Below are 22,348 nucleotides of genomic sequence, written 5' to 3'. Positions count from 1 at the left end.
AAGCCGTTCCCCATCGGACCGCTATCTCACCGGATCGGCGAAACGGGGGCAAGCCCTATTCGCGTCAGCGGCCCGCGCGACAGCTATAGACCAGCTTCTCGTTGGGCAGGGGCGGCAGTTGCTGGCGGATCTGCGCCTGCACGCCTTCCAGATTCTGGAGCGCGGTGTCGGTCTTCACACAGCCGCGCGGTGTCGTCGGCTGCTGCAGCTTGCGGATCGACTCCATCGTCGCGGCGGGCAGCATGTAGCGGGTCTGGGTATAGGTCCGCGTCACGGGGTCGAAGCGGGCGACGGTCACCGTCGGCTCTTCGTCGGGCACGATGATCCGCTGCCATCCGCCCTCGCCTTCCAGAAACTGGGTCTTGCCGTCGACACAGCCTTTGGCACCCCAGTCGAGCCGCGTCTCTGCGGTGGAGGAGACGGTGATCCGGCTGCGATCGGGCTGGAGGGTGCACAGCAGCGGACCGATCGCCGCGCCTGGCGGGGTCTGGCCGGTCGTCGTCGCGATACTCTCGCGCGGCAGACTGATGTCGGCCGAGGGGCGCAGCAGGAAGACGGCCACCGCCACGACGATCGTCACGCCCCCGACCGAGGCGGCGATGATCGCATGACGCCGCTTGCCCCGCGTCTCCAGCAACCCGGCCCCGCCGATCACCAGCGCGCCCGCGACCAGCAGCAGTGCGGCCACCGCCATCGCATTCTCGCGCGACCGCTCGGCCTGCGCGCGCGCGGTGTTCAGCGCCTCCTCGCGGCGGAAGGCGGCGGCATTGGCCTCTTCGCGCCTGGCGGCGGCGGCATCGGCGACCGCCTTGGCATCCGCCGCACTGTCCTCGCGCAGCCGCTCCTCGATCGAGGTGCAGGGCACGCCGACCGAGGCATAAGGCTGTTTCGCGGCGCGCAGGAACGCCATCAGCTCGGTATCGGCGATGGCGAAACCGAAGGTCGAATCGCCGTCATCGGCTCGCGTCAGCGCCGAGTTCACCCCGATCACCCGCCCGCACGGATCGAGCAGCGGCCCGCCCGAATTGCCGCGCGCGATGCTGGCGGTATGGAGCAGCACCTCGATCCCGGTCAATGCGCGGCGGCCCGAGGCCACGCCCTGCGACCGGACGGGCGACAGCGGGCGGATATAATCCGCCGCCGACTGCGCCGTCGCCAGGTCGACATTGCCGGGATAGCCCAGCGCGATCACCTGATCCCCCTCCGTCACCGGTCCGGTGAACAGGGCGGCGGGTGGCAGCTTGGCCTCGCTCACCTCGATCAGCGCCAGGTCGCGGCGCGAATCATAGGCGATGACGCGGCCCTGATAGGATTTGCTGCCCTCCGACGGGACCACGCCGATCACCACATTGTCGGGATAGCGCTCGGCAAGTTCGACGACATGCGCGTTGGTGACGATGCGGTTGGGCGCGACCGCAAAGCCCGAGCCATGGCCGAAGCCCGCCACTTCATCGTCGACCATCGCGATGGTGACGACGCGCACCACACCGCGCGCGGTCGCGGCGATATCGTCGGCGCCCGCCGCGACGGGCCACAGTCCGGCGACCATCAGCAGGGCCGATATCAGGGGGGCAAGGACGAACCGGCTCAGCATCAGGTGCGGGCCATATCCCGCCCGCTCCATCCGCCGCAACCGCGATCGGTTAGGCATATGGTAAATCTTGCCAATTACGAACGGACCCCATGTCATGGGAAAGATGGGCATGAACGCGTTCGGTCGCCGTCAGGGTTTGGGTAGTGCGCCGGGAGGGCGCCCGGCCTTCGGCGTCGCGCGTCCGATGCACGGGCCCGGCCCGGCCATTCGCCCCGAACCCGAATCGCCCGCGCCTGGCGGCGACCAATTCCCGCCGCTGTCGACGCTGGCCGAGAATGCGGGCCCCGTCCCCGACGCGATGCAGCGCCTCGCCGAACGCCAGGCCGCCCCGGCCGAGCCCACCCCCGCCCGCGGCGAGGGGTTCGAGGCCTCGATCCACCGGATCAAGGAACAGGTCCTCCCCCGCCTGCTCGAACGCGTCGACCCGGAAGCCGCCGCCACGCTGGGCAAGGACGAGCTGGCCGAGGAATTCCGCCCGATCATCGGCGAGGTGCTGGCCGAGCTGAAGCTGACGCTGAACCGGCGCGAGCAGTTCGCGCTGGAAAAGGTGCTGGTCGACGAGCTGCTCGGCCTGGGTCCGCTCGAGGAACTGCTGGCCGATACCGACATCACCGACATCATGGTCAACGGCCCCGAGCAGACCTATGTCGAGCGCAAGGGCAAGCTGGAACTCGCCAATATCCGCTTCCGCGACGAGGAGCATCTGTTCCAGGTCGCGCAGCGCATCGTCAATTCGGTCGGCCGCCGCGTCGACCAGACCACGCCGCTGGCCGACGCCCGGCTGAAGGACGGCAGCCGCGTCAACGTGATCGTCCCGCCGCTGTCCTTGCGCGGCACCGCGATCTCGATCCGCAAATTCTCGGCGAAACCGATCACGCTCGACATGATGGCGAACGGCGGATCGATGAGCCAGGACATGGCCACCTTCCTGAAGATCGCGGGCGCGTCGCGGTTCAACATCGTCATCTCGGGCGGCACCGGCTCGGGCAAGACGACGATGCTGAACGCGTTGTCCAAGATGATCGACCCGGGCGAACGTGTGCTGACCATCGAGGACGCCGCCGAACTTCGCCTGCAGCAGCCGCACTGGCTCCCGCTCGAAACCCGTCCCGCCAATCTGGAGGGCCAGGGCGAGATCAGCATCCGCGACCTCGTGAAGAACGCGCTGCGTATGCGCCCCGATCGCATCATCCTGGGCGAAATTCGTGGCGCGGAATGTTTCGACATGCTGGCGGCGATGAACACCGGGCATGACGGCTCGATGTGCACGCTCCACTCCAATTCCCCGCGCGAGGCGCTGGCCCGCATGGAGAATATGGTGATGATGTCCGACATCAAGGTGCCCAAGGAAGCGATCAGCCGCCAGATCGCCGACTCGGTGGACCTGGTGATCCAGGTCAAGCGCCTGCGCGACGGCAGCCGCCGCGTGACCAACATCACCGAGGTGATCGGCATGGAAGGCCCGGTGATCGTCACGCAGGAGCTGTTCAGCTTCGAGTATCTGGACGAAGGCACCGACGGCAAGATCATCGGCGAGTATCGCTCGGCGGGCCTGCGCCCCTATACGCTGGACAAGGCCAAGCAGTTCGGCTTCGACAAGCCGTTGCTGGAGGTCTGCCTGTAACGGCGGTTCGGCAAATCCGGGGCATGCGACGGTGCAGGTCCCGTTTACCCCACATTTACCATTATGGCCTATCATCCGTTCGCTCGCTTTCACGTGTCGCACGTCCGAGGAGCGACCGCGGAGAGAGATCGAACCTGTGGCATCTGCGTCACCGATACGGATCGACCGAGAGAAACCCGGCGATGCCGCGCGCCCCGTCGATCCGGCATGGGTCCGCTGGCTGACCCGCCCGGCCGATCCCGAGAACGAGGCCATCCGACCCGAGTTGACCCGGCTGCTCTATACCAATCGGTCGAGCGTGCTGTTCGCGACCCTGTGCCTGTTGATGGTCTTGGGCTGTTACGGCTTCTACTTCGACTGGCGCGTTCCCGCCGTGCTGGTCACCCTGTTCATCCCCGCCGCCGTGTTGCGCTATCGGATGATCGGTCATGCCGAGCGGGTCGACTCGCCGACCAGATTGCTGGCGGCGAGCCTGTACTGGTCGATCATCGTCGGCGCGATCTGTGGCGAGGGCGCGCGGACGGGCGAACCGCTGCTGATGATCCTGAGCGGGCTGGTCATCGTCGCGGTCGGCTTTGGCGGGGCCTATAACAACGCCGGGGCACCGCGCTTCGCCACGCTGCAGACGATCCTGTTCATCACGCCTTATACCCTTTTTGCGGGTCTCTCGGGCATGCCGGGGATGCCGGTCATCCTGCTTCAGCTGCCGCTCTGGCTGATCGGCATCGTGATGATGATCTTCAATATGCATCGGACCCACGCCCAGCTGATCCGCGCAGAGAACAAGGCCCAGCACCTCGCTTTTCACGACAGCCTGACGAGCCTGCCCAATCGGGCACAGTTCATGAATCAACTGTCCAGCGAATGCACCCGTGTGGCGCGTCCCGGGGGGCGTACGAGCTATGTGCTCTATCTCGATCTCGACGGGTTCAAGCCGGTCAACGACACCTATGGCCATACGACCGGAGACGACCTGTTGCGGGCGGTGGCCGAACGCCTGTCCGCCCCGCTGCGCCCCGGCGATCTATTAGGGCGGCTGGGCGGCGACGAGTTCGCCGTGATCCTGCGCGATACGAACGCCGCCCAGGCAGCAGCGGTCGGCGAGAGCCTGATCGCCGCCGCACGCGCCCCGTTCCATCTGGAAGACCGCCCGCCCATCACCATCGGCGTCAGCATCGGCGGCGTCGCACTGGCCCCCTCCTCCGATGTGCGCCACACCCTGCACGTCGCCGATACGATGCTCTATGCCGCCAAGCGCGCGGGCAAGGGGACACTGCGCCTCGCCGACGCGGCCTGACCGACGTCTGACCGATACCCGATGCACCACGCACCGTCATCGCCACGAATTGCCGCGCGCGCAGCTTCCCGATCCGCTACGCGTTGAGGCGTGATGCCCCGACCGCTCTATTTGCTGCCCCTCCCCCTGCTCCTGATCGCCGCGATGGCGCTGCCCCATGCGGGACGGCAAGCCAAGCCTGCCGCCGCCGCGCCCGTACAGGAGGATGTCGTGGCGGCAGCCGCACGCGATCCGGGGGTGGCCACACTGGCCCCCGACGCCGAGCAACGCTGGATTCCCTTTGAACTGACGCCCGGCAACCAGATTCGCTTCGCCATGACCATCGACGGGCGGAGCGTGACCGCGATCCTCGATACCGGAGTCAGCTTCACCTTGTTGTCGCAATCCTCCCCGCTGGCGGCCAAAGCCAAGGTCCGGCCCGGCGGCGAGGCAAGCGCCATCGGCGGTGCGGTCGCGATCGGTTGGATGCCGACCCGGAGGCTGGAACTGGGCGGCCTGACCCGCACGGGCGGCGGGGTGGTGGTGGCGCCGCTGCCCGCGCTGGCGACGGGCGATGCGACGGCGGTCGATCTGCTGGTCGGGCGCGACCTGCTCGCCCCCCATGCGCTCGACATCGATTATGCCGCCAAGCGGTTCCGCCTGATCCCGTCGGGGCGGATGCCCTTCACCGGATCGACCGCGCCGCTGACCGTCTCGCCCGAGCGGCGGGTCTATGAAAGCGCGGTCGGGTTGGGCGCGGCGAAGCTGTCGCCGATCATCGTCGATACCGGCGACGGCTCGGCGCTGACCGTCACCCAGGCGGGGTGGCGGACGGCCAAGCTCACCTCCCTGCCGACCACGACCGCGATCGGCTTCGGCCTGGCGGGGCCGACGGTCAACGACCTGGCGATCGTGCCCACGGTGCGGCTGGGCAGCCTGACCGCGCATGACATCGAGGTGCGGATCGAGCCGCCCCAGGGCTTCAGCGAATCGGTCGGCGCGGCGGGGCGGATCGGATCGGGCTTCCTGCAACGTTACCGCGTCCTGCTCGACCCCGGTGCGGGGCGGATGATCCTGAAGCCCGGCCCCCATGCCGATGCGCCCGCCCAGCGCTCCACCGCCGGGCTGTTGCTGGGCGTGGCGAGCGACCGGCTGCGCGTCCTCCACGTCATGCGCGGCGGTCCGGCGGCGGCAAGCGGCTGGCGCGAGGGCGACACGATCTGCGCCATCGACGGACAGGCGATCCCGCGCGACTATGTCGACAGCCCGATCGCTCGCTGGACCATTGGCAAGCCAGGTACGACCGTGACCCTGCGCACCTGCGACGGACAGGACCGCAAGCTGACGCTCGCCCGCTTTTACTGACGCCGCTTCCCCCATTCGCGCGCGGCGGTATAACCCAGATAGCCGGTGCCGAAGAGCGCGTAGAGCGGCTCCGGGATGGCGGCCAGATAGGCCGCCATCCCCCGAATCATCGCTGCGGCCATGGCCGGTCGCAGTCCGGCGAGCAGCCCCATCGGAATGCTCCACAGCAGCAGCGCATACATGACGTACAGGAAACTCGGCCGCGCCCGCCGGGTCCACAGGTCGGTGTCGCCGCTCATGACAGCCGGTCCGCCAGCCAGCCATAGAGGAACGCCTCATTGGCCGGACGCCGCTCGGCCAGCCGCAGATAGCGTTCGCCCTGGAGCGCCTCGACCGCCTTCAGCAGGACCGTCTCACCCGCCGCCCCGCGATAGCGCAGGAACGCGTCAAGCGCGGCCAGCGTCGTCGCCCCGATCCGACCATCGGCCACCAGATCGGGATAGTCGCGCTCTCCGCGATTGAGCGCGTTCAGCGCGCGTTGCAGGAACGCCGCCGCGACACCGGTGCCCATGTTCACCCCGGTATCGAACAGCTCCGCCGCCAGGCGCGGTGCACGCTCCGCCACCCGGTCGAAGCCCGGCGCCGCCCAGTAGAGACGGCGATAGATCGCCTCCGCCCGCGCCAGCGGCAGACGGCGCATCGGCCCGGCATAGCCGTCCGCCCGCGCCACCGCCTCGCTGATCCCGAACCGCGTCGCGCCGCCGCGATCGGCGGGGTGGTCGCTATAATCCCCTTCCCGTGCGATCACCTGCGCGATCAGGGTATCCACTCCGGTCTCGTCCCCCTGTCCCATGATGCTCTCCCCCGTTTCGAGGAGATACGAACCATATCGGTTCACTGTAGGACAGAGGATTCTGCCCTTCCTCTCCTACGAACGGAGGAATCGCATATGCCGTCAGTCCAGCACCGTCCGCGCCAGCGCCAGCGTGCCGAGCGGCCCGGCTTGGTCTCCCAGCTGCGCATGGACGATGCGGTTGGCGATCTCGGCCTGGTTGATGAAGGGCAGATAGCCGGACAGCTTCTCGACCACGCCCGCACGGATCATGTCGAGCAGTTGCGGCTGGCCGACGCCCACGCCGCCGCCGATGACGATGCGACCGCAGGCCAGGGTCAGGAACAGCCCGGCAAAACTCTCCGCCAGCGCATCGGCGACATAGGCCCAGACGGGATCGTCCGCCGCGAGTTCCTGCGCGGGCTTGCCCGCCCGCGCCGCGATGGCGGGCCCGGCGACCAGTCCTTCCAGGCAGTCGCCATGAAAGGGACAGGCGCCCGCGAAGTCGTCCCCGGCGATCCGGCGGACGCGGACATGGCCCGCCTCCGGATGCATCCGGCCCGACACCGGCTGGCCGTTGACGATGATGCCCATGCCGACGCCGGTGCCGACCGTGACATAGACATGATCGGCCAGCCCGCGCGCCGCGCCCCACTGCCCCTCGGCCAGCGCCGCGCCGGTCACATCGGTATGGATGGCGACCCGCTCGCCGAAGCCCTCGGACAGCGCACCCGCCACGTCCGCCCCCGCCCAGCCTGGCTTGGGCGTGGCGAGCATATGGCCATAGTCCGCGTCGGTCTTGTCGAGCGCGATCGGGCCGAAGCTGCCGATGCCCAGCGCCTCGGGGGCATATTGGTCGCGCCACTCGGCCAGACGCTGGCGCAGCGCAGCCAGCGTCACCGCCGGGGTGGTCGTCGGCAGCCGTTCGGACACCAGGATGTCACGCCCACGGCCGATCAATACAATCGATTTCGTACCGCCGAGTTCGACGCCCGCCACGATCAGATCATCCGCCTCGGCCATTCCAGTCTCCTGCCCGTCATTCTGGGGTTTCTTGCGCGTCGCGCCTGCGCGAAACCGCGTGCCCGGGTCAAGGGTATCGCGCGGTTTCGCAGGGTGGCGGGCAAGATTCGCGCATGATCGACCCCGCCCCACAGCCGGGGGCGGGGACATACGGACGGGCGGGAGGGCTCAGAAAATGGGCTGGGCGACCAGCGCGGCCTCACGCTGGCACTGGGCCGCATCGGGGCGCGGCGTGGCGGGATCGCGGCGCAGCGCATCAATCTCGGCCTTGGCCGCCGCCAGGTCATGCTGGAAATCCGGGCTTTGCGACAGGGCGGTCAGCGTCGCGGTGGCGGACAGCCGCCCACCCTCCACCGCGCTGGCATTATGCGCACCGCACACGATGCGGCTTTCCCCAAACGCCCGGCCACGTGCCAGGATCTGGGTCGCCCGGTCGGGGGCCAGCTCGGCCAGCAGCGTCGCCCAGGTCCAGCCTGCAGTGGTGTGGCCCGAGGGATAGTCGTAACTGCCCTTCAATTCGGCGGCGGGCTGGCAGGTCGGGCCCTTGTCGATCAGATAGGGGCGCTGGCGCTTGTAGAAATTCTTGGCAATGCCGGTCGCGCGCGCGGTGTCGGAGCCCGCATTGTGGATCAGCCGCATCGTCGCGGGCGCGGCTTGCGGGGTCAGCGTCACGCCCAGCGCGCAGGAGAAGTCCTGCGCCATGTGCCCATCGTCCAGTTGCACGTCGTTGGTCGCCAGGTGCCAGCGCGGCGTGCCGATCAGCTTGCGCGTCTGGCGGAAGATGGCGCGATCGGCACGGCCGCGTATGTCGTCGGGCCGGGGTGCCGGCGGCAGGACGGCGAGCAGATCGAAGCTGCCCTTTGCCAGATAATGGGCCGGCTCGTCGCCCTCGCGAATGTCGGCGACCGCCGCCGTGCAGGTCAAGGCGAGCAGTGCCGCCCCCAGGCAGCCGATGGTGTGTTTGAACATGCCCCTGAAACTCCGGTTCAAAGCGAGGTGAGATAGAAAAGACGAGTCGCGCGCAGATTGCCGACATGCGCCATCGCCAGCGTGACACCGCCCGCGACGGTCAAAGCGGTGCCCAGCATCAGCCCCTCGAACCCCAAACCGGCGACCAGCAGGGTCAGCCCGAGGCTACCGATGACCAGCGGAGCGATCGCGCCGTGCCGCCGCCACCCGGAGATCAGCGTCCAGGTGCTCAGCGGGACAGCGATGGCGAGCATCACGATATGGAACAGTTCGCCACCATCCGCCCAAGCCGCCAGTGCGGGGAGGAAAGCGATGACGACTGGCAAGGCGAGACAATGGATCAGGCACAGGGCGGACGCACCAATCGCCAGGCCATCGAGCCGCCCGGCCGACGCTCCGGGGCATTGCCCCGACTTCTCGACGGATTCCGGTGCCACGCGCTCTGGCCCCTGTTCGACGGTCGTGCTGTGAATCATGCTTTATCGCCTTGCCAATGACCTTGGCGCGCCCATGTAATATTATATCATCAAAATCAACCCACCACGATCACGGCCTCTTTAATCAGTATTCCGTATAATATAGGCTGTCCTCAAATCAGAATGAGGAAGATGGAATGGCGAGCACCCGGCTGTTGATATGCGCGAGCCTGTCCGCCCTGATCGTGGGAACCGCTTCGGCGCAGACGGTGCCCCAGGCGACCCCAACCGCGGCCCCGGCGCCAGCCCAGGACGGGGCCCGCCCTGATTGGGAAAATCCCGCGGTCAACCATATCGGCGCCGAACCGATGCACAGCAGCTTCGCCGGGTTCGAGACGCGCGCCGCCGCGCTGTCGGGCGATGTCGCCAAGTCCCGCTATCACCTGTCGCTCGACGGGACGTGGAAGGTCCACATGTCCCCCAATCCCGAGGCGCGGCCGGTTGGGTTCGAGGACCCCGCCCGAGACGTGTCGAACTGGCGCGACGTGAAGGTCCCCGGCATATTGCAGGCCGAGGGGCTGAGCCGCGCGATCTTCGTGGGCAGCGGCTATCCCTTCCCCCGCAACGCGCCCTTCATCGAGCATCGGCTGAACGAGGTCGCCTCCTATCGCCGCGATTTCGTCGTGCCCGCCCATTTCGCCGGGCGTCGCCTGTTGCTGACCGTCGGCGCGGCCGGGGCGGCCTATTATCTGTGGGTCAACGGCCAGAAGATCGGCTATTCGGAAGACTCCAAGCTCCCCACCGAATTCGACATCAGCCGCGCGGCCAAGCCGGGCCGGAACACGGTCGCGATCGAACTCTATCGCCATTCGGACGGCAGCTATCTGGAAGATCAGGATTTCTGGCGCGTCAACGGGATCGAGCGGTCGATCACCCTCTATGCCGCGCCGCAGACCCATATCCGCGATCTGGGCATCGATGCCGGGCTGACCCATGACTATCGCGACGGCACGCTGTCGGCGGCGATCGATCTGGCGGGCGCGGCCGAGGCGACGACCGTGCGCGCGACATTGCTCGACGGCAAGCGCACGGTGCTGACCCGCACGGCGACCCCGACCGGCTCCACCGCGACGATCACCGCCGAGGTGCCGGGCGTGAAGACCTGGAGCGCGGAGGACCCGAACCTCTATACGCTGCTGGTCGAACTGCTCGATGCCAAGGGCAAGCTGATCGAGGCGACCAGCCGCCGCATCGGTTTCCGCACCGTCGAGATCGCGGGCGGCGAAGTCCGGGTGAACGGCAAGCGGATCATGATCCGTGGCGTCAATCGCCACGAGCACGATCCCCATACCTTCCGAATCGTGTCCGAGGAGACGATGCGCAAGGACATCGAGCTGATGAAGGCCGCCAACGTCAACGCGGTCCGCACCTCGCACTATCCCAACGATCCGCGCTGGTACGATCTGGCCGACGAATATGGCCTGTACGTGATGGACGAGGCCAATATCGAGAGCCACGGCTATCTAAGCCTCACCCAGGAAAAGAACGACCCGACGCTGAACCTGGGCCATGATCCCGCATGGGCCGCCGCGCATCTCGACCGGGTGCAGCGCATGGTGGAGCGGGACCGCAACCACCCCTCGGTCATCTTCTGGTCGCTGGGCAATGAAAGCGGCGTCGGCCCCAATTTCGAGGCGGCGGCGAAATGGGTTCGCGCGCATGACAAGACGCGGCTCATCAACTTCCTGGGCTATAGCATGAGCGGTTGGCGGCACCCGACCAACGAGTATGTCGACATCTTCGCGCCCATGTATGACGATGTCGAAAAGCTGGCCGACTATGCCCAGCGGCCCGAATTCACCCAGCCACTGATCCTGTGCGAATATGCCCATTCGATGGGCAACAGCCTGGGCGACTTCCAGGGCTATTGGGATACCTTCCGCAAATATCCCAAGCTCCAGGGCGGCTTCGTCTGGGACTGGGTCGACCAGACCATGATCCTGAAGGACAAGCAGGGCCGCCCCTATTGGGGCCAGGGGCTGGATTACGATCCGAACCCCAAGGATGCCGGGCTGCACGGCGACGACAGCCCCGTGGGCGACGGCGTGATCCAGTCGGACCGCACCCCCGACCCCGAATATTATGAGATGGCGCATGTCCAGTCGCCGATCCACTTCACCCATGAGGGCGGCGGCTGGCAGGTGGTCAACCGCCACGACCATATCGACCTGTCACGCTTCACGCTCGACTGGACGGTGCTGGAGAATGGGGTCGAGACCGCGCACGGCAGCATCGCCACGCCGCAGGTCCTGCCCGGCCAGAGCGCACCGATCGCCTTCACCCTGCCCGCGCCCAAGGACGCCTCGGCCGAACGCTCGCTGATCCTGCGCGCGCGGACCAAGGCGGGCGCGATTCCGCCGCTGCCCGCAGGCCAGGTCATCGGCTGGGAGCAGTTCGCCCTCTCCGCCCCCGTCTTCGCCACCGCGCCCGCCGGATCGGTCGCGCCGGAGGAAAGCACCGATGCGATGACGCTGAAGGCGGGCAACGCGGTGCTGGAGATCGACCGCACGACCGGCCTGGTCCGCCGCTACGCCCGTGACGGCAAGACCCTGCTGACCGGCGGCGCGCCCAATTTCTACCGCGCGCCGACCGACAATGACGTCGGGTCGGACGTGCCCAAGAGCCATGCGATGTGGCGCTACTTCTCCGAGCATCGCCGCCTGGACGACATTCACCGCGACGGGAATGCGATCGTGGTCGATCAGGACATGGGCGTCGGATCGGTCAAGATGCAGACCCGCTGGATCATGGCCCCGGACGGCGCCGCGACCGCGACGGTGCGCTTCACGCCGCTGCGCGCGACCCTGCCCGATCCGTTGCGTGTCGGCCTGGCCTTCGCGACGCCGGGGCAGCAGTTCAGCCAGGTCAGCTGGTTCGGGCGGGGCCCTTGGGAAAGCTATGCCGATCGCAAGACCGGCGCGATCATCGCGCGCTGGGACGGCAAGCTGGCCGACCAGTATCACGACTATGCCCGGCCACAGGAGAGCGGCAACAAGACCGATGTCCGCTGGGTCCAGCTGACCGGCACCGGCGTCGGACTTCGCGTGACGGGGGCGCAGCCGTTGTCGGTCAACGCCCTGCCCTTCCCGTACAGCGACCTCGCGCTGAAGCCGCCGACCAAGGCGCACAGCTCGGACATTTATCCGCATGGCGACGGCACGCTGCTGATCGACGCCGCGCAGGCGGGCGTGGGTGGTGACACCGGCTGGAACCTGGATGGCCGGGCGCACATGCCCTATCGCATCGCGCTCCAGCCGCTGACCTACAGCTTCACCCTCGGGGGCGCGAAGTGAGGCATTGGCTGGCCCTCTCGCTCCTGCTGACGACGGCACCGCTGGCGGCGCAGACCGTGCCCCAGCGGATCGGCGCGTCGCTGGGCTTACGCGATCAATGGCAATGGCTGACCCGCGATATCGCCTCGCCCGCCGAATGGGATGCGGATGGACGGCATTTCCATTATCGCAAGACGGTGGCGGGCGGCTTTGCGTTCGTCGATGTCGACGCCGCCACCCGCGCCAAGGCGCCCGCCTTCGACGCCGCCGCGCTGGCCCCGGCACTGGCGAAGGTCATGGGCCAGCCGGTCGCACCCTTGCGCCTGCCCTTCGAGCATTTCGACTATACGCCGGACCGGTCGGCGATCCGTTTCACCATCGGCTATGACGATGGCGTGACCTATTCGTGCCTTCTCGCCCAGCCGGTGTGCCGGATCATTCCTCCCGAGAACCCCGCCCGCCCGCGCGGCTTCGGCGTGGTGCGCGACCTGCGCGTGGCAGCCGACAATCACCCCCGCCCGTCGCCGGACGGCAAACTCGAAGCCCTGGTGCTCGACGACAATCTGGTCGTGCGGGAGGTCAAGGGCGGCAAGGAAGTCTGGCGGAGCCAGGACGGCAGCCCCGCCCATTTCTACGACCCAGAGAGCATCGCCTGGAGCCCCGATGGGCAGCACATCGCGCTCCAGCGCGTCCGCCCCGGCTATCCTCGCATGGTCACCCGCGTCCTCGCCGCGCCGCCGGGCAAGGTCCAGCCGGAGGTCGTCCAGCAACTCTATCCCAAGCCCGGCGACGCGGTGGATCAGGAAGAGCCCGTCCTGTTCCGGGTGTCGGACGGCCAGCGAACCGAGATCGACCCAAGCCTGTTCGCGGGCGCCTATACCCTGTCCTCCCCCGAATGGCGGGCCGACAGCCAGAGCTTTGCCTTCAACGACCTGAAACGCGGCTTCGGCGAGGCGAAGATCATCGCCGTCGATGCCGATACCGGCCGGGCGCACGCCGCCGTGACCGAGACGGCGAAGACCTTCGTCTTCCGCGACCGCATCTGGTCGCATGACGTAAAGGGGCTGGGCCGCGAAATCCTCTGGGCGTCGGAGCGCGACGGGTGGCGGCATCTCTATCTGATCGACGGCACGACCGGCCGGATCGTGCGCCAGATCACCAAGGGCGATTGGCTGGTCCGCGACATTGCCAAGGTCGATGACGACAAGCGGCAAATCTGGTTCTCGGCGAGCGGCTATGTGCCGGGCGAGGACCCTTATTACAAACACTGGTTCCGGGTCGATTTCGACGGCCGCAACCTGACGCGGCTGACCCGGGAGAATGCGACTCACGACGTGCGGTTCTCCCCGGATATGACGACCTATGTCGACGTCTATTCGCGTACCGACCTGCCCGAAACGATGGAGCTGCACGACGCGCGCGACGGCCGCCTGATCCAGACGCTGGAAAAGGGTGACATCAGCGCGCTGACCGCCTCGGGGTTCCGCCCGCCCGAGCGCTTCACCGCCAAGGGCCGCGACGGCAGGACCGACATCTACGGCCTGGTCGTCCGCCCGCGCGATTACGATCCCGCCAAGCGCTATCCGGTGATCGAGAATATTTATGCCGGCCCGCACGACAGTTTCGTGCCCAAGGCCTTCTGGCCGTTCGGCGGCTTTTCCGGCGGCGACAAGGTCATGGGGATGCAGCAGCTCGCCGACCTCGGCTTCGTCGTCGTGATGATCGACGGCATGGGCACTGCCAACCGCTCGAAAGCCTTTCACGACGTCGCCTGGAAGAATCTGGCCGATAGCGGCTTTCCCGATCGCATCGCCTGGATGAAGGCGCTGAACGCCAAGGACCCCGCCGTCGATATCAGCCGGGTTGGCATCTATGGCGGCTCGGCGGGCGGGCAGAGCACGCTGAACGCGCTGCTCTTCCACCCCGAATTCTACAAGGCCGGGGTCGCCTATGCCGGGTGTTTCGACAACCGGATGGACAAGATCGACTGGAACGAACAATGGCTCGGCTATCCAGTCGACCAGAGTTATCTCGACGCCTCGGGCGTGGTCCATGCGCACCAGTTGCAGGGCAAGCTGATGCTGGTCGTCGGCGAGCAGGATTCCAATGTCGATCCCGCCAGCACGACCCAGGTCGTCGATGCACTCATCAAGGCCGACAAGGATTTCGACCTGCTGGTCATCCCAGGCGGCGAGCACACGGCGGGACGCAGCACGGGCCCGGTGGCATACGCGATGCGGCGGCAATATGCGTTTTTCCTGAAGGCCCTGCGCGGCGAGGAGTAACGCTCTTCCTCCCAACAACAACAGCACCACCCCGGCGAAGGCCGGGGTCCAGTTTCGGCGTTCGACGAAGCGCCAGAAACGTCACGGCAACTGGGCCCCGGCCTCCGCCGGGGCGGACGGCAGGAGATGGGACGGGAATAGCGGTGTTGCCTCCCTTCCCCCACGCGCCTATCGCTCCTCCCGCGACAGGTTCCCCTCGGGGATCAAAAGGGAATGGGGTGTGACACCCCGGCTGCCCCTGCAACTGTAAGCGGCGAGCCGTCCGCCATCACGCCATTGGGGATCCGTCCCCGAGAAGGCGGCGGACCGGCCCCGACCCGCGAGCCAGGAGACCTGCCCGTCGCGGTCGTCCTTCGGCCGGTCAGGGTGTGCCGGGCGAAACGGGGCTTTCCCCCGCGCGCGACGACAGCGCCTGTGGAGATATGCCTCGAATGACCGAGCCTGCCCGATGCTGAAACCCGCCGCGAACGGCCCCGCCGTGGTCGCCTGCAACACCTGTCGCCTGTCGGACGAGACGCGCGAGAATGAGGATGGCCAGCGCGGCGGCGCGCTGCTGGTCGAGGCGCTGCGCCGGGTCCAGGCGTCCGACCCCGCGTACGCGGACGTGGCGGTCGAGGAGATGCCCTGCCTCTTCGCCTGCCAGTCCTATTGCACCGTCCACCTGCGCTGCCCCGGCAAGGTCGGCTATGTCATGGGCAAGTTCGCCCCCGATGACGAAGCCGCCCGCGCCATCCTGGACTATGCCCGCGCCTATGCCGACAGCGACTGGGGACAGGTGCCGTACAAGCAATGGCCGCAAGGGGTGAAGGGCCATTTCCTCACCCGCACGCCACCCGAAGGATTTGTCGTCGAATGACCCTGTTCCCGACCGTCGCCGCCTTCGAGGCGGCGCTGGACAGCCTGAGCCAGCCCGACATGGCCGCCCGCGACGCCGCCGCCCGGCGCCAGGGGCAGTTGACCAAGCCCCCCGGTTCGCTCGGCCGCCTGGAGGATATCGCTGTCTTCTTCGCCGGATGGCAGGGGGTGGAGCGCCCCCGGATCACGCGCGGCCGCGCGGTCATCTTCGCCGGCAACCACGGTGTCGTCGCGCGCGGGGTCAGCGCCTTTCCGGCGGAAGTGACGGCGCAGATGGTCGCCAATTTCACCGCCGGAGGGGCCGCGATCAACGCATTGGCGGCGGCGGCGGGCCTGGAGCTGAGCGTCGTGCCACTCGATCTCGACCGGCCGACGGTCGACTTCACCACCGGCCCGGCGATGAGCGAAGCGGAATGCCTGACCGCGCTGGCCGCCGGGGCCAAGGCGGTGGGCGATGCCGACCTGCTGGTGCTGGGCGAGATGGGGATCGGCAACACCACCCCCGCCGCCGCACTCGCCGCCGCCAGTTTCGGCGGTGATGCGGCCCTGTGGGTCGGCCCCGGCACCGGCGTCGATGCGCAAGGACTGTCGCGCAAGGCGATGGCGGTGACCGACGGCCTGACGCTCCACCGCGCCCAGCTGACCAGCGCGTTCGAGATTCTTCGCCGCCTGGGCGGACGCGAGATTGCCGCGATGGCGGGCGCGGTGCTGGCGGCGCGGATCAAGCGGATACCGGTCGTGCTCGACGGCTTTATCGGCACGGCAGCCGTCGCGCCGCTGGCCTCGGCCAATCCCAACATCACCGCCCATTGCCTGGCGGGTCATTGCTCGGCCGAACCGGGCCATACGCTGCTGCTCGCGCGTCTGGGGCTGGAGCCGATCCTGTCGCTGAAGATGCGGCTGGGCGAAGGCAGCGGCGCGGCGGTGGCGGTGCAGGTCATCCGCTCGGCCCTGGCCGCGCATGACGGCATGGCGACCTTCGCCGAAGCGGGTGTGGCGACCGCGTGACCGGCTTTCGCCTCCATCTGCTCCGGCATGGCGAGCCCGAGCTGGTGGGGCGGATGCTCGGGCGCACGGACAGCCCGGCGACCGCGCAGGGCATCGCCGCCTGCGCCGAGCGCGCGGGTGGACTGTATGTCGCGCACCGTATCACCTCCGACCTGTGTCGCGCGCGTGCCTGTGCCGAAGCGATCGGCCCGGCCGAAGTCGATCCGCGCTGGCGGGAACTGGATTTCGGGGCCTGGGACGGGCTGGCGGCGGCGGAGATCGATCCGCAGGCGCTCGGCCAATTCTGGGATGACCCCGACGCCGCCCCGCCCCCCGGCGGTGAACGCTGGTCCGATCTGGTCGCGCGGGTGCGGGCCGCGCTGGACGATTTGCCGCCCGAGCCGACGCTGGTCGTGACCCATGGCGGCGCGATGCGGGCGGCGCTGCATGTGTTGTGCGGGTTCGATACCCGCGCGGTCTGGGCCTTTGCCCTGCCCTATGCCAGCCTGGTGACGCTGCAGGTCTGGGACGGCAGCCCTCGTTCGGCCCAGGTGACGGGACTGGTGACGGCATGAAGCCGCTGATCCTCGCCCTGAGCTTTCTCACCCGCCTGCCCATGCCGCGTGTCGAGGCGGATGAAGCCGATTTCGCGCGAGCAATCCGGCTTTATCCGGTCGCCGGGCTGGTCATCGGGATCATCGTCGTGGGGGCCCTGTGGCTGGGCGCGCGGATCGACCCTTGGGCCGGAGCGCTGGCGGCGCTGGTCGCCTGGGTCTGGGTGACGGGGGCGCTGCATCTCGATGGGCTGGCGGACCTCTCCGACGGGCTGGGCGCGGCGCATGGCGACCGGTCACGGCTGCTGTCGGTGATGGCCGACCCGCATATCGGCAGTTTCGGCGTGGTGGTGCTGGTGATTCAGCTTCTTGCCAAGCTGGTGCTGCTCCATGGCCTCCCTGCCGGGGCATGGCCGGTGCTGGCACTGATCCCGGCGGCGGCGCGGATCGGGCCCTTGGTCTGGGCCCATTTCCTGCCACCGCTGCGCCCCGGCGGGCTGGGGGCTCTGGTCGCACGCGCGGTGCGCCCGTTCGACCTGATCGGCTGGATCGTCGCCGTGCTCGCGGTGGGATGCGTCTTTCCCCCGCTGGCCATGGCGCCGATGCTGACGCTCGGCCTGCTCGGCTGGTTTCGACGCAAGCTGGGCGGCGTGACCGGCGACGTGCATGGCGCGGGGATCGAGCTGACCGAGACCGGGCTGCTGATCGCCACCCTCGCCTACCTGGCGCCCTGAGCGATCCGCAGCAGCGCGTCGCCATCGACATGCGTCTCCAGCACGGCGGCGATGGCGTCGAGCGCGGCATCGACATCGGCACGGTGATCGGGGCCCTGCCCCGCCAAGCCGATCCGCGCCAACCACGCCGCGCGTTGCCCCGCCTCGCCCAACAGGCCATGGATGTAGCTGCCCGCGACCAGCCCGTCGGCGCGCATCGCCCCCTCCGCCCGACCATCGGCGAGATGGCCGACAGGCCGCGCGGTATCCGGGCCATCGGTGCGGCCAAGATGAATCTCATAGCCGGAGAAGCTGGCCCCGAGCGCCTCGCCCGTGACCGGCCGCACCGTCTTTTCGCCGGTCAGCACCGTCTCGACGTCGAGCAGCCCCAGCCCCGCGACGCTGCCCGCCGGACCTTCCAAACCATCCGGGTCCGCCACGACGCGCCCCAGCATCTGATAGCCCCCGCACAATCCCAGCACCGGCCGACCGCGCCGGACATGCGCGGCGATGTCGATGTCCCAGCCCTGCGCACGGACAAAGGCCAGGTCGGCGATGGTCGCCTTCGACCCCGCCAGCACGATCATCGCGGCATCGGGAATGGGCTCGCCGGGACGGACCATGACCAGATCGACCTGCGACTCCAGCCGGAGCGGGTCGAGATCGTCGAAATTGGCGATGCGCGGGGTGATCGGACAGGCGATGACCACCCGCCCGCCAGCGCCCGCGCGCGCGCGCTCCAGCACCACCGCATCCTCGCTGGGCAGCCGCGCCGCATCCGCCAGCCACGGGATCAACCCCAGCGAGCGCCAGCCGGTATGCTCGGCGATCAGGCCCATGCCATCGGCGAACAACGCTGGATCGCCGCGAAACTTGTTGACCAGGAAGCCCTGGATCATCGCCGCATCCTCGGGTGCGATGACGGCTTTCGTGCCGACCAACGACGCGATCACCCCGCCGCGATCGATATCCCCCGCCAGCACCACCGGCACATCCGCCGCACGCGCAAAGCCCATATTGGCGATGTCACCGCTGCGCAGATTGACCTCGGCCGGGGAGCCCGCGCCCTCGACGATCACCAGATCGCACTGCGCCTCCAGCCGGCGATAGCAGTCGACCACTTCGGGAAGCAGACCGATCCGCCCCTCACGCCACTTCGACGCGGGCAGCATCCCCCGCACCTGTCCGCGCACGATCAGTTGCGAGGTGCGATCGCCCTGCGGCTTCAGCAGCACCGGGTTCATGTCGACATGCGGGGCGACACGCGCCGCCATCGCCTGGGTCGCCTGCGCCCGCCCGATCTCGCCGCCGTCCGGGGTCGCGGCGGCATTGTTGCTCATATTCTGCGGCTTGAAGGGGCGGACGCTCAGCCCGCGATTGGCGAAGAGGCGGCACAGCCCGGCGACCAGCACCGACTTGCCGACATCCGAGCCGGTGCCCTGGATCATCACGCCAGCCATGCGACACCCCCCGCGATCACCCATAGCAGCAGGCAGGCCCGCGCATAGATTTGCAGCGCGGTGACGATATCGGCCGGAGCCGCCGCCCGCCCCTCGCGCCCGATCCACGGCTTGATCTGGGTCACGCCGTCATAGGCGACCGGTCCCGCCAGCGCGACGCCCAGCGCCCCCGCCATCGCCGCCTCGGGCCAGCCCGCATTGGGCGAGGCATGGGTGCGCGCGTCGCGCTTCATCACCGCCCAGCCTCCCGCACCTGCCAAGCATACCAGCACGCCCGCGATTCGCGCGGGCACCCAATTCGCCCCGTCATCGATCCGCGCCGCCGCCCAGCCGAACGCCCGCCAGCGCGGTTCCTTGTGCCCGATGATGCTGTCAGCGGTGTTGATCGCCTTATAGACCCACACCCCCGGCAGGCCGAGGAGCAGTAGCCAGAAGAGCGGCGCGACGATGCCGTCGCAAAAGCTCTCCGCCAGCGTCTCGATCGCGGCGCGCGACACCCCCGCCTGGTCCAGCCGCCCGGTATCGCGTCCCACCACCCGCGCGACCAGCGCGCGGGCAGCGGGCAGGTCGCCGCGCAGCAGCGCGTCGGCCACCGGCTTCACATGGATGTACAGGCTGCGCTGCGCCAAAGCGGGCCAGGCCAGCACCGCGCTCGCGATCCAGCCCCAGCGGCCGAACAGCAGGTGCGATTCCCGGTCGAGCCACCACGCCACTGCGCCCGTCAGCACGATCAGCGAGACCATGGTCAGGACACCCAGCCCCCGCCGCACGCCTTCGGATCGCTCGGGACGATTGCCCCACCGCTCGGCGAGATTCAGGAACCGCGCGAACGCGCCGACCGGATGCCCGACCCGCGCGTAAAGCCGGTCCGGCCAGCCGATCGCGGCATCGAGCGCCAGCGCGACCAGCGCCACCGGATCAGCCATGTCGCAACGCCTCCTCCAAGCGCGAAAGATCCTCCGCCACCGGCACGCCGAAGCGCAGCCGCTCGGGTGCATCGGCAAAGGGCCGAACCAGAATGCCGTTCGCCGCCAGGCGCTGGAAGATGGCCGGGGCTTCGTGCGTCTCGACCATGCGGAACAAGGGGCAGGCCCCGGTTGCGATCAGGCCATGCCGCGCCAGAACCGCGTCCAGCGCCGCCGCCCGCTCGACCAGGGCGATCCGTGTCGCGGCGATCCATGCGCCATCCGCATAGGCCGCGCTCCCCCAACCGATGGCATGGGCCGACACCGGCCAGTCGCCGAGCCAGTCGCGCAACCGCGACAGGATGGCCGGCGCCGCGATCACGAACCCCAGCCGCACACCTGCCAGCCCGAAGAACTTGCCGAACGAGCGCAACGCCACGACCCTATGTCCCTCGATGGCACTTTCGCCCGGCATCGCGTCGGCAAAGGCCTGGTCGACGATCAGCCAGCCGCCCGCCCGCGCCTGCACCTCGGCCAGCATCGCCAGTCGGTCGGCGCAGCGATGGACGCCATCGGGGTTGTTGGGGTTGGCCAGCAACAGGCCCCCCGTCTGCCCGGTCCAGTCCTCCAGCGCCGAATGATCGACCCGCAGGCCCGCAACCGCGCCATGCGTGCCATAGCTCGGTTGTACGGCGACGATCGGCGCGCCAACGCCCAGCAGCGGCAACAGCCGGAGCGCCATCTCACTCCCCGGCACCGCCGCCACGCGCTCGGCGGGCACACCGAAATGCGCCGCCGCCAACGCCTCCAGCCGCGCGAGCGCGCTGCGGTTGGGCAAGGGAGCGGCATCCACCGTCAGTCCGGCGGGCGGGGCCCAGGGCACCGGGTTGATCCCCGTCGACAGGTCGAGCCACGGCGCCGGCGCATCGGGAAACAGTGCCTTGGCCGCGTCGATCCGCCCGCCATGATGGGTCAGCGCACCCATTTCCACTTGCGTCACAGCGCTGCTCCAGCGATGCGGACCGGCATGACGAAGCCCCGCACCCTATTGGTCCTCGGCGGTGCCCGGTCGGGCAAGAGCCGCCATGCGCAGGCGCTGGCGGAAGCGATGACGCCCACCGGCTGCTTCATCGCGACCGCACAGGCCTGGGACGATGAGATGCGCGACCGCATCGCCCGGCACCAGGCCGATCGCGACGAACGCTGGACAACGGTGGAGGCACCGCTGGCGCTGGCCGACGCTGTCGCCGAGCATAGCCGCCCCAACCGGGTGGTGCTGGTCGACTGCCTCACGCTCTGGCTGACCAACCTGCTGCTCGGCGAAGAAGACCTGGTGGCGGCGGGTGATGCGCTGGTCACGGCGCTGGCCAATGCGCCCGGCCCGGTGGTGCTGGTCAGCAACGAGGTCGGCTTCGGCATCGTCCCCGACAATGCGCTCGCCCGGCGCTTCCGCGATGCGCAAGGGACGCTCAACCAGCGGCTGGCGCGGATGTGCGATGCGACCGATCTGGTGGTGGCGGGGCTGCCCTTGCGGCTTTCAGGAGAGAAATGATGCGAACCGACGCCGAACATGCCGAGCGCATGGCCAAGAAAAAGGCCGCGCAGGACAGCAAGGTCGCTGCGCGCGACGCCGAAAAAGGGCTGATCATCGTTCATACCGGCAAGGGCAAGGGCAAGACGACCGCCGCGCTCGGCATGGTGATGCGCGCGGTCGGCCACGGCATGCGCGTCGGCATGGTCCAGTTCGTGAAGGGCGCGATGACCACCGGCGAAGCGGCGGTGCTGGCGCGCTTTCCGGAGGTCGATTTCCACGCGATGGGCGAAGGCTTCACCTGGAACACCCAGGACCGGAGCCGCGACATCGCCACCGCGCGGGGCGCGTGGGAGGAGGTCAAGCGGATGATCGCCGATCCGTCCTACGACCTGATCGTCGCGGACGAGCTGAACATCGTGCTGCGCTACGATTACCTGCCGGTGGACGAGGTTCTGGAGGTGCTCGGCACCAAGGGGGCGATGACGCATCTGGTCATTACCGGTCGCAACGCGCCCGATGCGCTGATCGAGGCGGCGGACCTGGTGACCGACATGACCCAGGTGAAGCACCCCTTCCGCGAACAGGGCGTGAAGGCGCAGAAGGGCATCGAATTCTAAGCCCATAAAGGGATGACAGTACCTCAAGCGTTTGAGCTTGTGGCTCTGCCCTCCCCCAACCCCTCCC

At 68.5% G+C, this 22,348-nt stretch carries 20 protein-coding genes and 1 riboswitch; of the genes, 11 read left to right on the top strand and 9 right to left on the bottom strand.

Going from position 1 to position 22,348, the window contains the following annotated elements; translation table 11 throughout:
- Positions 1-64: 64 nt before the first annotated feature.
- Positions 65-1,594, bottom strand: a complete 1,530-nt coding sequence (locus tag SB4_RS05045; RefSeq protein ID WP_058751696.1) for a S1C family serine protease — start codon at positions 1,592-1,594, stop codon at positions 65-67.
- A gap of 109 nt (positions 1,595-1,703) precedes the next feature.
- Here SB4_RS05045 and SB4_RS05040 point away from each other — a divergent pair, with 109 nt between their 5' ends.
- The 3 genes from SB4_RS05040 (at position 1,704) to SB4_RS05030 (ending at position 5,859) form a co-directional block, all read left to right on the top strand.
- On the top strand, positions 1,704-3,218 hold the full coding sequence (locus tag SB4_RS05040; RefSeq protein WP_058751695.1) for a TadA family conjugal transfer-associated ATPase: 1,515 nt from the start codon (positions 1,704-1,706) through the stop codon (positions 3,216-3,218).
- A 136-nt stretch (positions 3,219-3,354) separates the two neighbouring features.
- Complete coding sequence (locus SB4_RS05035; RefSeq protein WP_058751689.1) at positions 3,355-4,515, top strand: GGDEF domain-containing protein; 1,161 nt, start codon at positions 3,355-3,357, stop codon at positions 4,513-4,515.
- Positions 4,516-4,608: 93 nt separating this feature from the next.
- Positions 4,609-5,859, top strand: a complete 1,251-nt coding sequence (locus SB4_RS05030; RefSeq protein WP_058751688.1) for an aspartyl protease family protein — start codon at positions 4,609-4,611, stop codon at positions 5,857-5,859.
- On the opposite strand, the gene SB4_RS05025 is transcribed toward SB4_RS05030, so the two are convergent.
- From SB4_RS05025 to SB4_RS05005, 5 genes are all read right to left on the bottom strand, one after another.
- A complete protein-coding gene (locus SB4_RS05025) occupies positions 5,853-6,098 on the bottom strand; it encodes a 3TM-type holin (RefSeq protein ID WP_058751687.1) in 246 nt (81 codons plus the stop codon). The two genes, SB4_RS05030 and SB4_RS05025, sit on opposite strands and share 7 nt — an antisense overlap.
- Positions 6,095-6,652, bottom strand: coding sequence for a glycoside hydrolase family 108 protein (locus SB4_RS05020; RefSeq protein ID WP_058751686.1), 558 nt, complete (start codon positions 6,650-6,652; stop codon positions 6,095-6,097). The genes SB4_RS05025 and SB4_RS05020 overlap by 4 nt, the downstream gene beginning before the upstream one ends.
- 102 nt (positions 6,653-6,754) lie before the next feature.
- The gene (locus SB4_RS05015; RefSeq protein WP_082669978.1) at positions 6,755-7,654 is read right to left on the bottom strand and encodes an ROK family protein; all 900 of its coding nucleotides are present in this window, start codon (positions 7,652-7,654) and stop codon (positions 6,755-6,757) included.
- Positions 7,655-7,822: 168 nt separating this feature from the next.
- Positions 7,823-8,623, bottom strand: coding sequence for an acid phosphatase (locus SB4_RS05010; RefSeq protein WP_058718012.1), 801 nt, complete (start codon positions 8,621-8,623; stop codon positions 7,823-7,825).
- Positions 8,624-8,640: 17 nt separating this feature from the next.
- Entirely contained in the window at positions 8,641-9,099 is a 459-nt protein-coding gene (locus SB4_RS05005) for a MerC domain-containing protein (RefSeq protein ID WP_082669977.1), read from the bottom strand.
- Positions 9,100-9,236: 137 nt separating this feature from the next.
- Between SB4_RS05005 and SB4_RS05000 the strand changes: the two genes are divergently transcribed.
- The 6 genes from SB4_RS05000 (at position 9,237) to cobS (ending at position 17,786) form a co-directional block, all read left to right on the top strand.
- The gene (locus SB4_RS05000) at positions 9,237-12,392 is read left to right on the top strand and encodes a glycoside hydrolase family 2 TIM barrel-domain containing protein (RefSeq protein WP_058751685.1); all 3,156 of its coding nucleotides are present in this window, start codon (positions 9,237-9,239) and stop codon (positions 12,390-12,392) included.
- Entirely contained in the window at positions 12,389-14,656 is a 2,268-nt protein-coding gene (locus tag SB4_RS04995) for a S9 family peptidase (RefSeq protein WP_058751684.1), read from the top strand. Before SB4_RS05000 ends, SB4_RS04995 begins: the two co-directional genes overlap by 4 nt.
- Before the next feature lie 170 nt (positions 14,657-14,826).
- Positions 14,827-15,011: riboswitch (cobalamin riboswitch) on the top strand.
- Positions 15,012-15,104: 93 nt separating this feature from the next.
- Positions 15,105-15,512 carry a DUF1636 domain-containing protein gene (locus SB4_RS04990; protein ID WP_058751683.1) on the top strand — a complete coding sequence of 136 codons (408 nt, stop codon included), beginning with the start codon at positions 15,105-15,107 and terminating at the stop codon, positions 15,510-15,512.
- Positions 15,509-16,519, top strand: coding sequence for a nicotinate-nucleotide--dimethylbenzimidazole phosphoribosyltransferase (cobT, locus tag SB4_RS04985; protein WP_058751682.1), 1,011 nt, complete (start codon positions 15,509-15,511; stop codon positions 16,517-16,519). Before SB4_RS04990 ends, cobT begins: the two co-directional genes overlap by 4 nt.
- A complete protein-coding gene (locus tag SB4_RS04980) occupies positions 16,516-17,073 on the top strand; it encodes a histidine phosphatase family protein (RefSeq protein ID WP_058751681.1) in 558 nt (185 codons plus the stop codon). The genes cobT and SB4_RS04980 overlap by 4 nt, the downstream gene beginning before the upstream one ends.
- Positions 17,070-17,786 carry an adenosylcobinamide-GDP ribazoletransferase gene (gene cobS / locus SB4_RS04975; RefSeq protein ID WP_058751680.1) on the top strand — a complete coding sequence of 239 codons (717 nt, stop codon included), beginning with the start codon at positions 17,070-17,072 and terminating at the stop codon, positions 17,784-17,786. The genes SB4_RS04980 and cobS overlap by 4 nt, the downstream gene beginning before the upstream one ends.
- Here the strand turns inward: cobS and SB4_RS04970 are convergent.
- Genes SB4_RS04970 through SB4_RS04960 form a run of 3 tightly spaced genes read right to left on the bottom strand, consistent with a single transcriptional unit; the run spans position 17,771 to position 21,130 of the window.
- Positions 17,771-19,225: a cobyric acid synthase gene (locus SB4_RS04970; protein WP_058751679.1), complete on the bottom strand. Its 1,455-nt coding sequence runs from the start codon at positions 19,223-19,225 to the stop codon at positions 17,771-17,773. The genes cobS and SB4_RS04970 overlap by 16 nt on opposite strands.
- Positions 19,213-20,151 (bottom strand): adenosylcobinamide-phosphate synthase CbiB, encoded by a 939-nt coding sequence (cbiB, locus tag SB4_RS04965; protein ID WP_058751678.1) that lies wholly within the window; start codon positions 20,149-20,151, stop codon positions 19,213-19,215. Before cbiB ends, SB4_RS04970 begins: the two co-directional genes overlap by 13 nt.
- Positions 20,144-21,130 carry an aminotransferase class I/II-fold pyridoxal phosphate-dependent enzyme gene (locus tag SB4_RS04960; protein WP_338112939.1) on the bottom strand — a complete coding sequence of 329 codons (987 nt, stop codon included), beginning with the start codon at positions 21,128-21,130 and terminating at the stop codon, positions 20,144-20,146. The genes cbiB and SB4_RS04960 overlap by 8 nt, the downstream gene beginning before the upstream one ends.
- Positions 21,131-21,157: 27 nt before the next feature.
- Here SB4_RS04960 and cobU point away from each other — a divergent pair, with 27 nt between their 5' ends.
- Both cobU and cobO read left to right on the top strand, forming a co-directional pair.
- On the top strand, positions 21,158-21,682 hold the full coding sequence (gene cobU / locus SB4_RS04955; RefSeq protein WP_058751694.1) for a bifunctional adenosylcobinamide kinase/adenosylcobinamide-phosphate guanylyltransferase: 525 nt from the start codon (positions 21,158-21,160) through the stop codon (positions 21,680-21,682).
- A complete protein-coding gene (gene cobO, locus SB4_RS04950; protein WP_420893876.1) occupies positions 21,682-22,281 on the top strand; it encodes a cob(I)yrinic acid a,c-diamide adenosyltransferase in 600 nt (199 codons plus the stop codon). Before cobU ends, cobO begins: the two co-directional genes overlap by 1 nt.
- Positions 22,282-22,348: the final 67 nt, after the last annotated feature.

Source organism: Sphingomonas sanguinis, from assembly GCF_001476905.1.
In the GTDB taxonomy this organism is placed as follows: Bacteria; Pseudomonadota; Alphaproteobacteria; order Sphingomonadales; family Sphingomonadaceae; genus Sphingomonas; species Sphingomonas sanguinis_B.
This window is presented reverse-complemented; position numbering and strand designations above follow the sequence as displayed.

Excerpts from the sequence above, each read along its gene's own strand:
- SB4_RS05045 (WP_058751696.1), bottom strand. The coding sequence starts at position 1,594 with ATGCTGAGCCGGTTCGTCCTTGCCCCCCTGATATCGGCCCTGCTGATG.
- SB4_RS05040 (WP_058751695.1), top strand. The coding sequence starts at position 1,704 with ATGAACGCGTTCGGTCGCCGTCAGGGTTTGGGTAGTGCGCCGGGAGGG.
- SB4_RS05030 (WP_058751688.1), top strand. The coding sequence starts at position 4,609 with ATGCCCCGACCGCTCTATTTGCTGCCCCTCCCCCTGCTCCTGATCGCC.
- SB4_RS05025 (WP_058751687.1), bottom strand. The coding sequence starts at position 6,098 with ATGAGCGGCGACACCGACCTGTGGACCCGGCGGGCGCGGCCGAGTTTC.
- SB4_RS05020 (WP_058751686.1), bottom strand. The coding sequence starts at position 6,652 with ATGGGACAGGGGGACGAGACCGGAGTGGATACCCTGATCGCGCAGGTG.
- SB4_RS05015 (WP_082669978.1), bottom strand. The coding sequence starts at position 7,654 with ATGGCCGAGGCGGATGATCTGATCGTGGCGGGCGTCGAACTCGGCGGT.
- SB4_RS05010 (WP_058718012.1), bottom strand. The coding sequence starts at position 8,623 with ATGTTCAAACACACCATCGGCTGCCTGGGGGCGGCACTGCTCGCCTTG.
- SB4_RS05005 (WP_082669977.1), bottom strand. The coding sequence starts at position 9,099 with ATGATTCACAGCACGACCGTCGAACAGGGGCCAGAGCGCGTGGCACCG.
- SB4_RS05000 (WP_058751685.1), top strand. The coding sequence starts at position 9,237 with ATGGCGAGCACCCGGCTGTTGATATGCGCGAGCCTGTCCGCCCTGATC.
- SB4_RS04990 (WP_058751683.1), top strand. The coding sequence starts at position 15,105 with ATGCTGAAACCCGCCGCGAACGGCCCCGCCGTGGTCGCCTGCAACACC.
- cobT (WP_058751682.1), top strand. The coding sequence starts at position 15,509 with ATGACCCTGTTCCCGACCGTCGCCGCCTTCGAGGCGGCGCTGGACAGC.
- cobS (WP_058751680.1), top strand. The coding sequence starts at position 17,070 with ATGAAGCCGCTGATCCTCGCCCTGAGCTTTCTCACCCGCCTGCCCATG.
- SB4_RS04970 (WP_058751679.1), bottom strand. The coding sequence starts at position 19,225 with ATGGCTGGCGTGATGATCCAGGGCACCGGCTCGGATGTCGGCAAGTCG.
- cbiB (WP_058751678.1), bottom strand. The coding sequence starts at position 20,151 with ATGGCTGATCCGGTGGCGCTGGTCGCGCTGGCGCTCGATGCCGCGATC.
- cobU (WP_058751694.1), top strand. The coding sequence starts at position 21,158 with ATGACGAAGCCCCGCACCCTATTGGTCCTCGGCGGTGCCCGGTCGGGC.
- cobO (WP_420893876.1), top strand. The coding sequence starts at position 21,682 with ATGCGAACCGACGCCGAACATGCCGAGCGCATGGCCAAGAAAAAGGCC.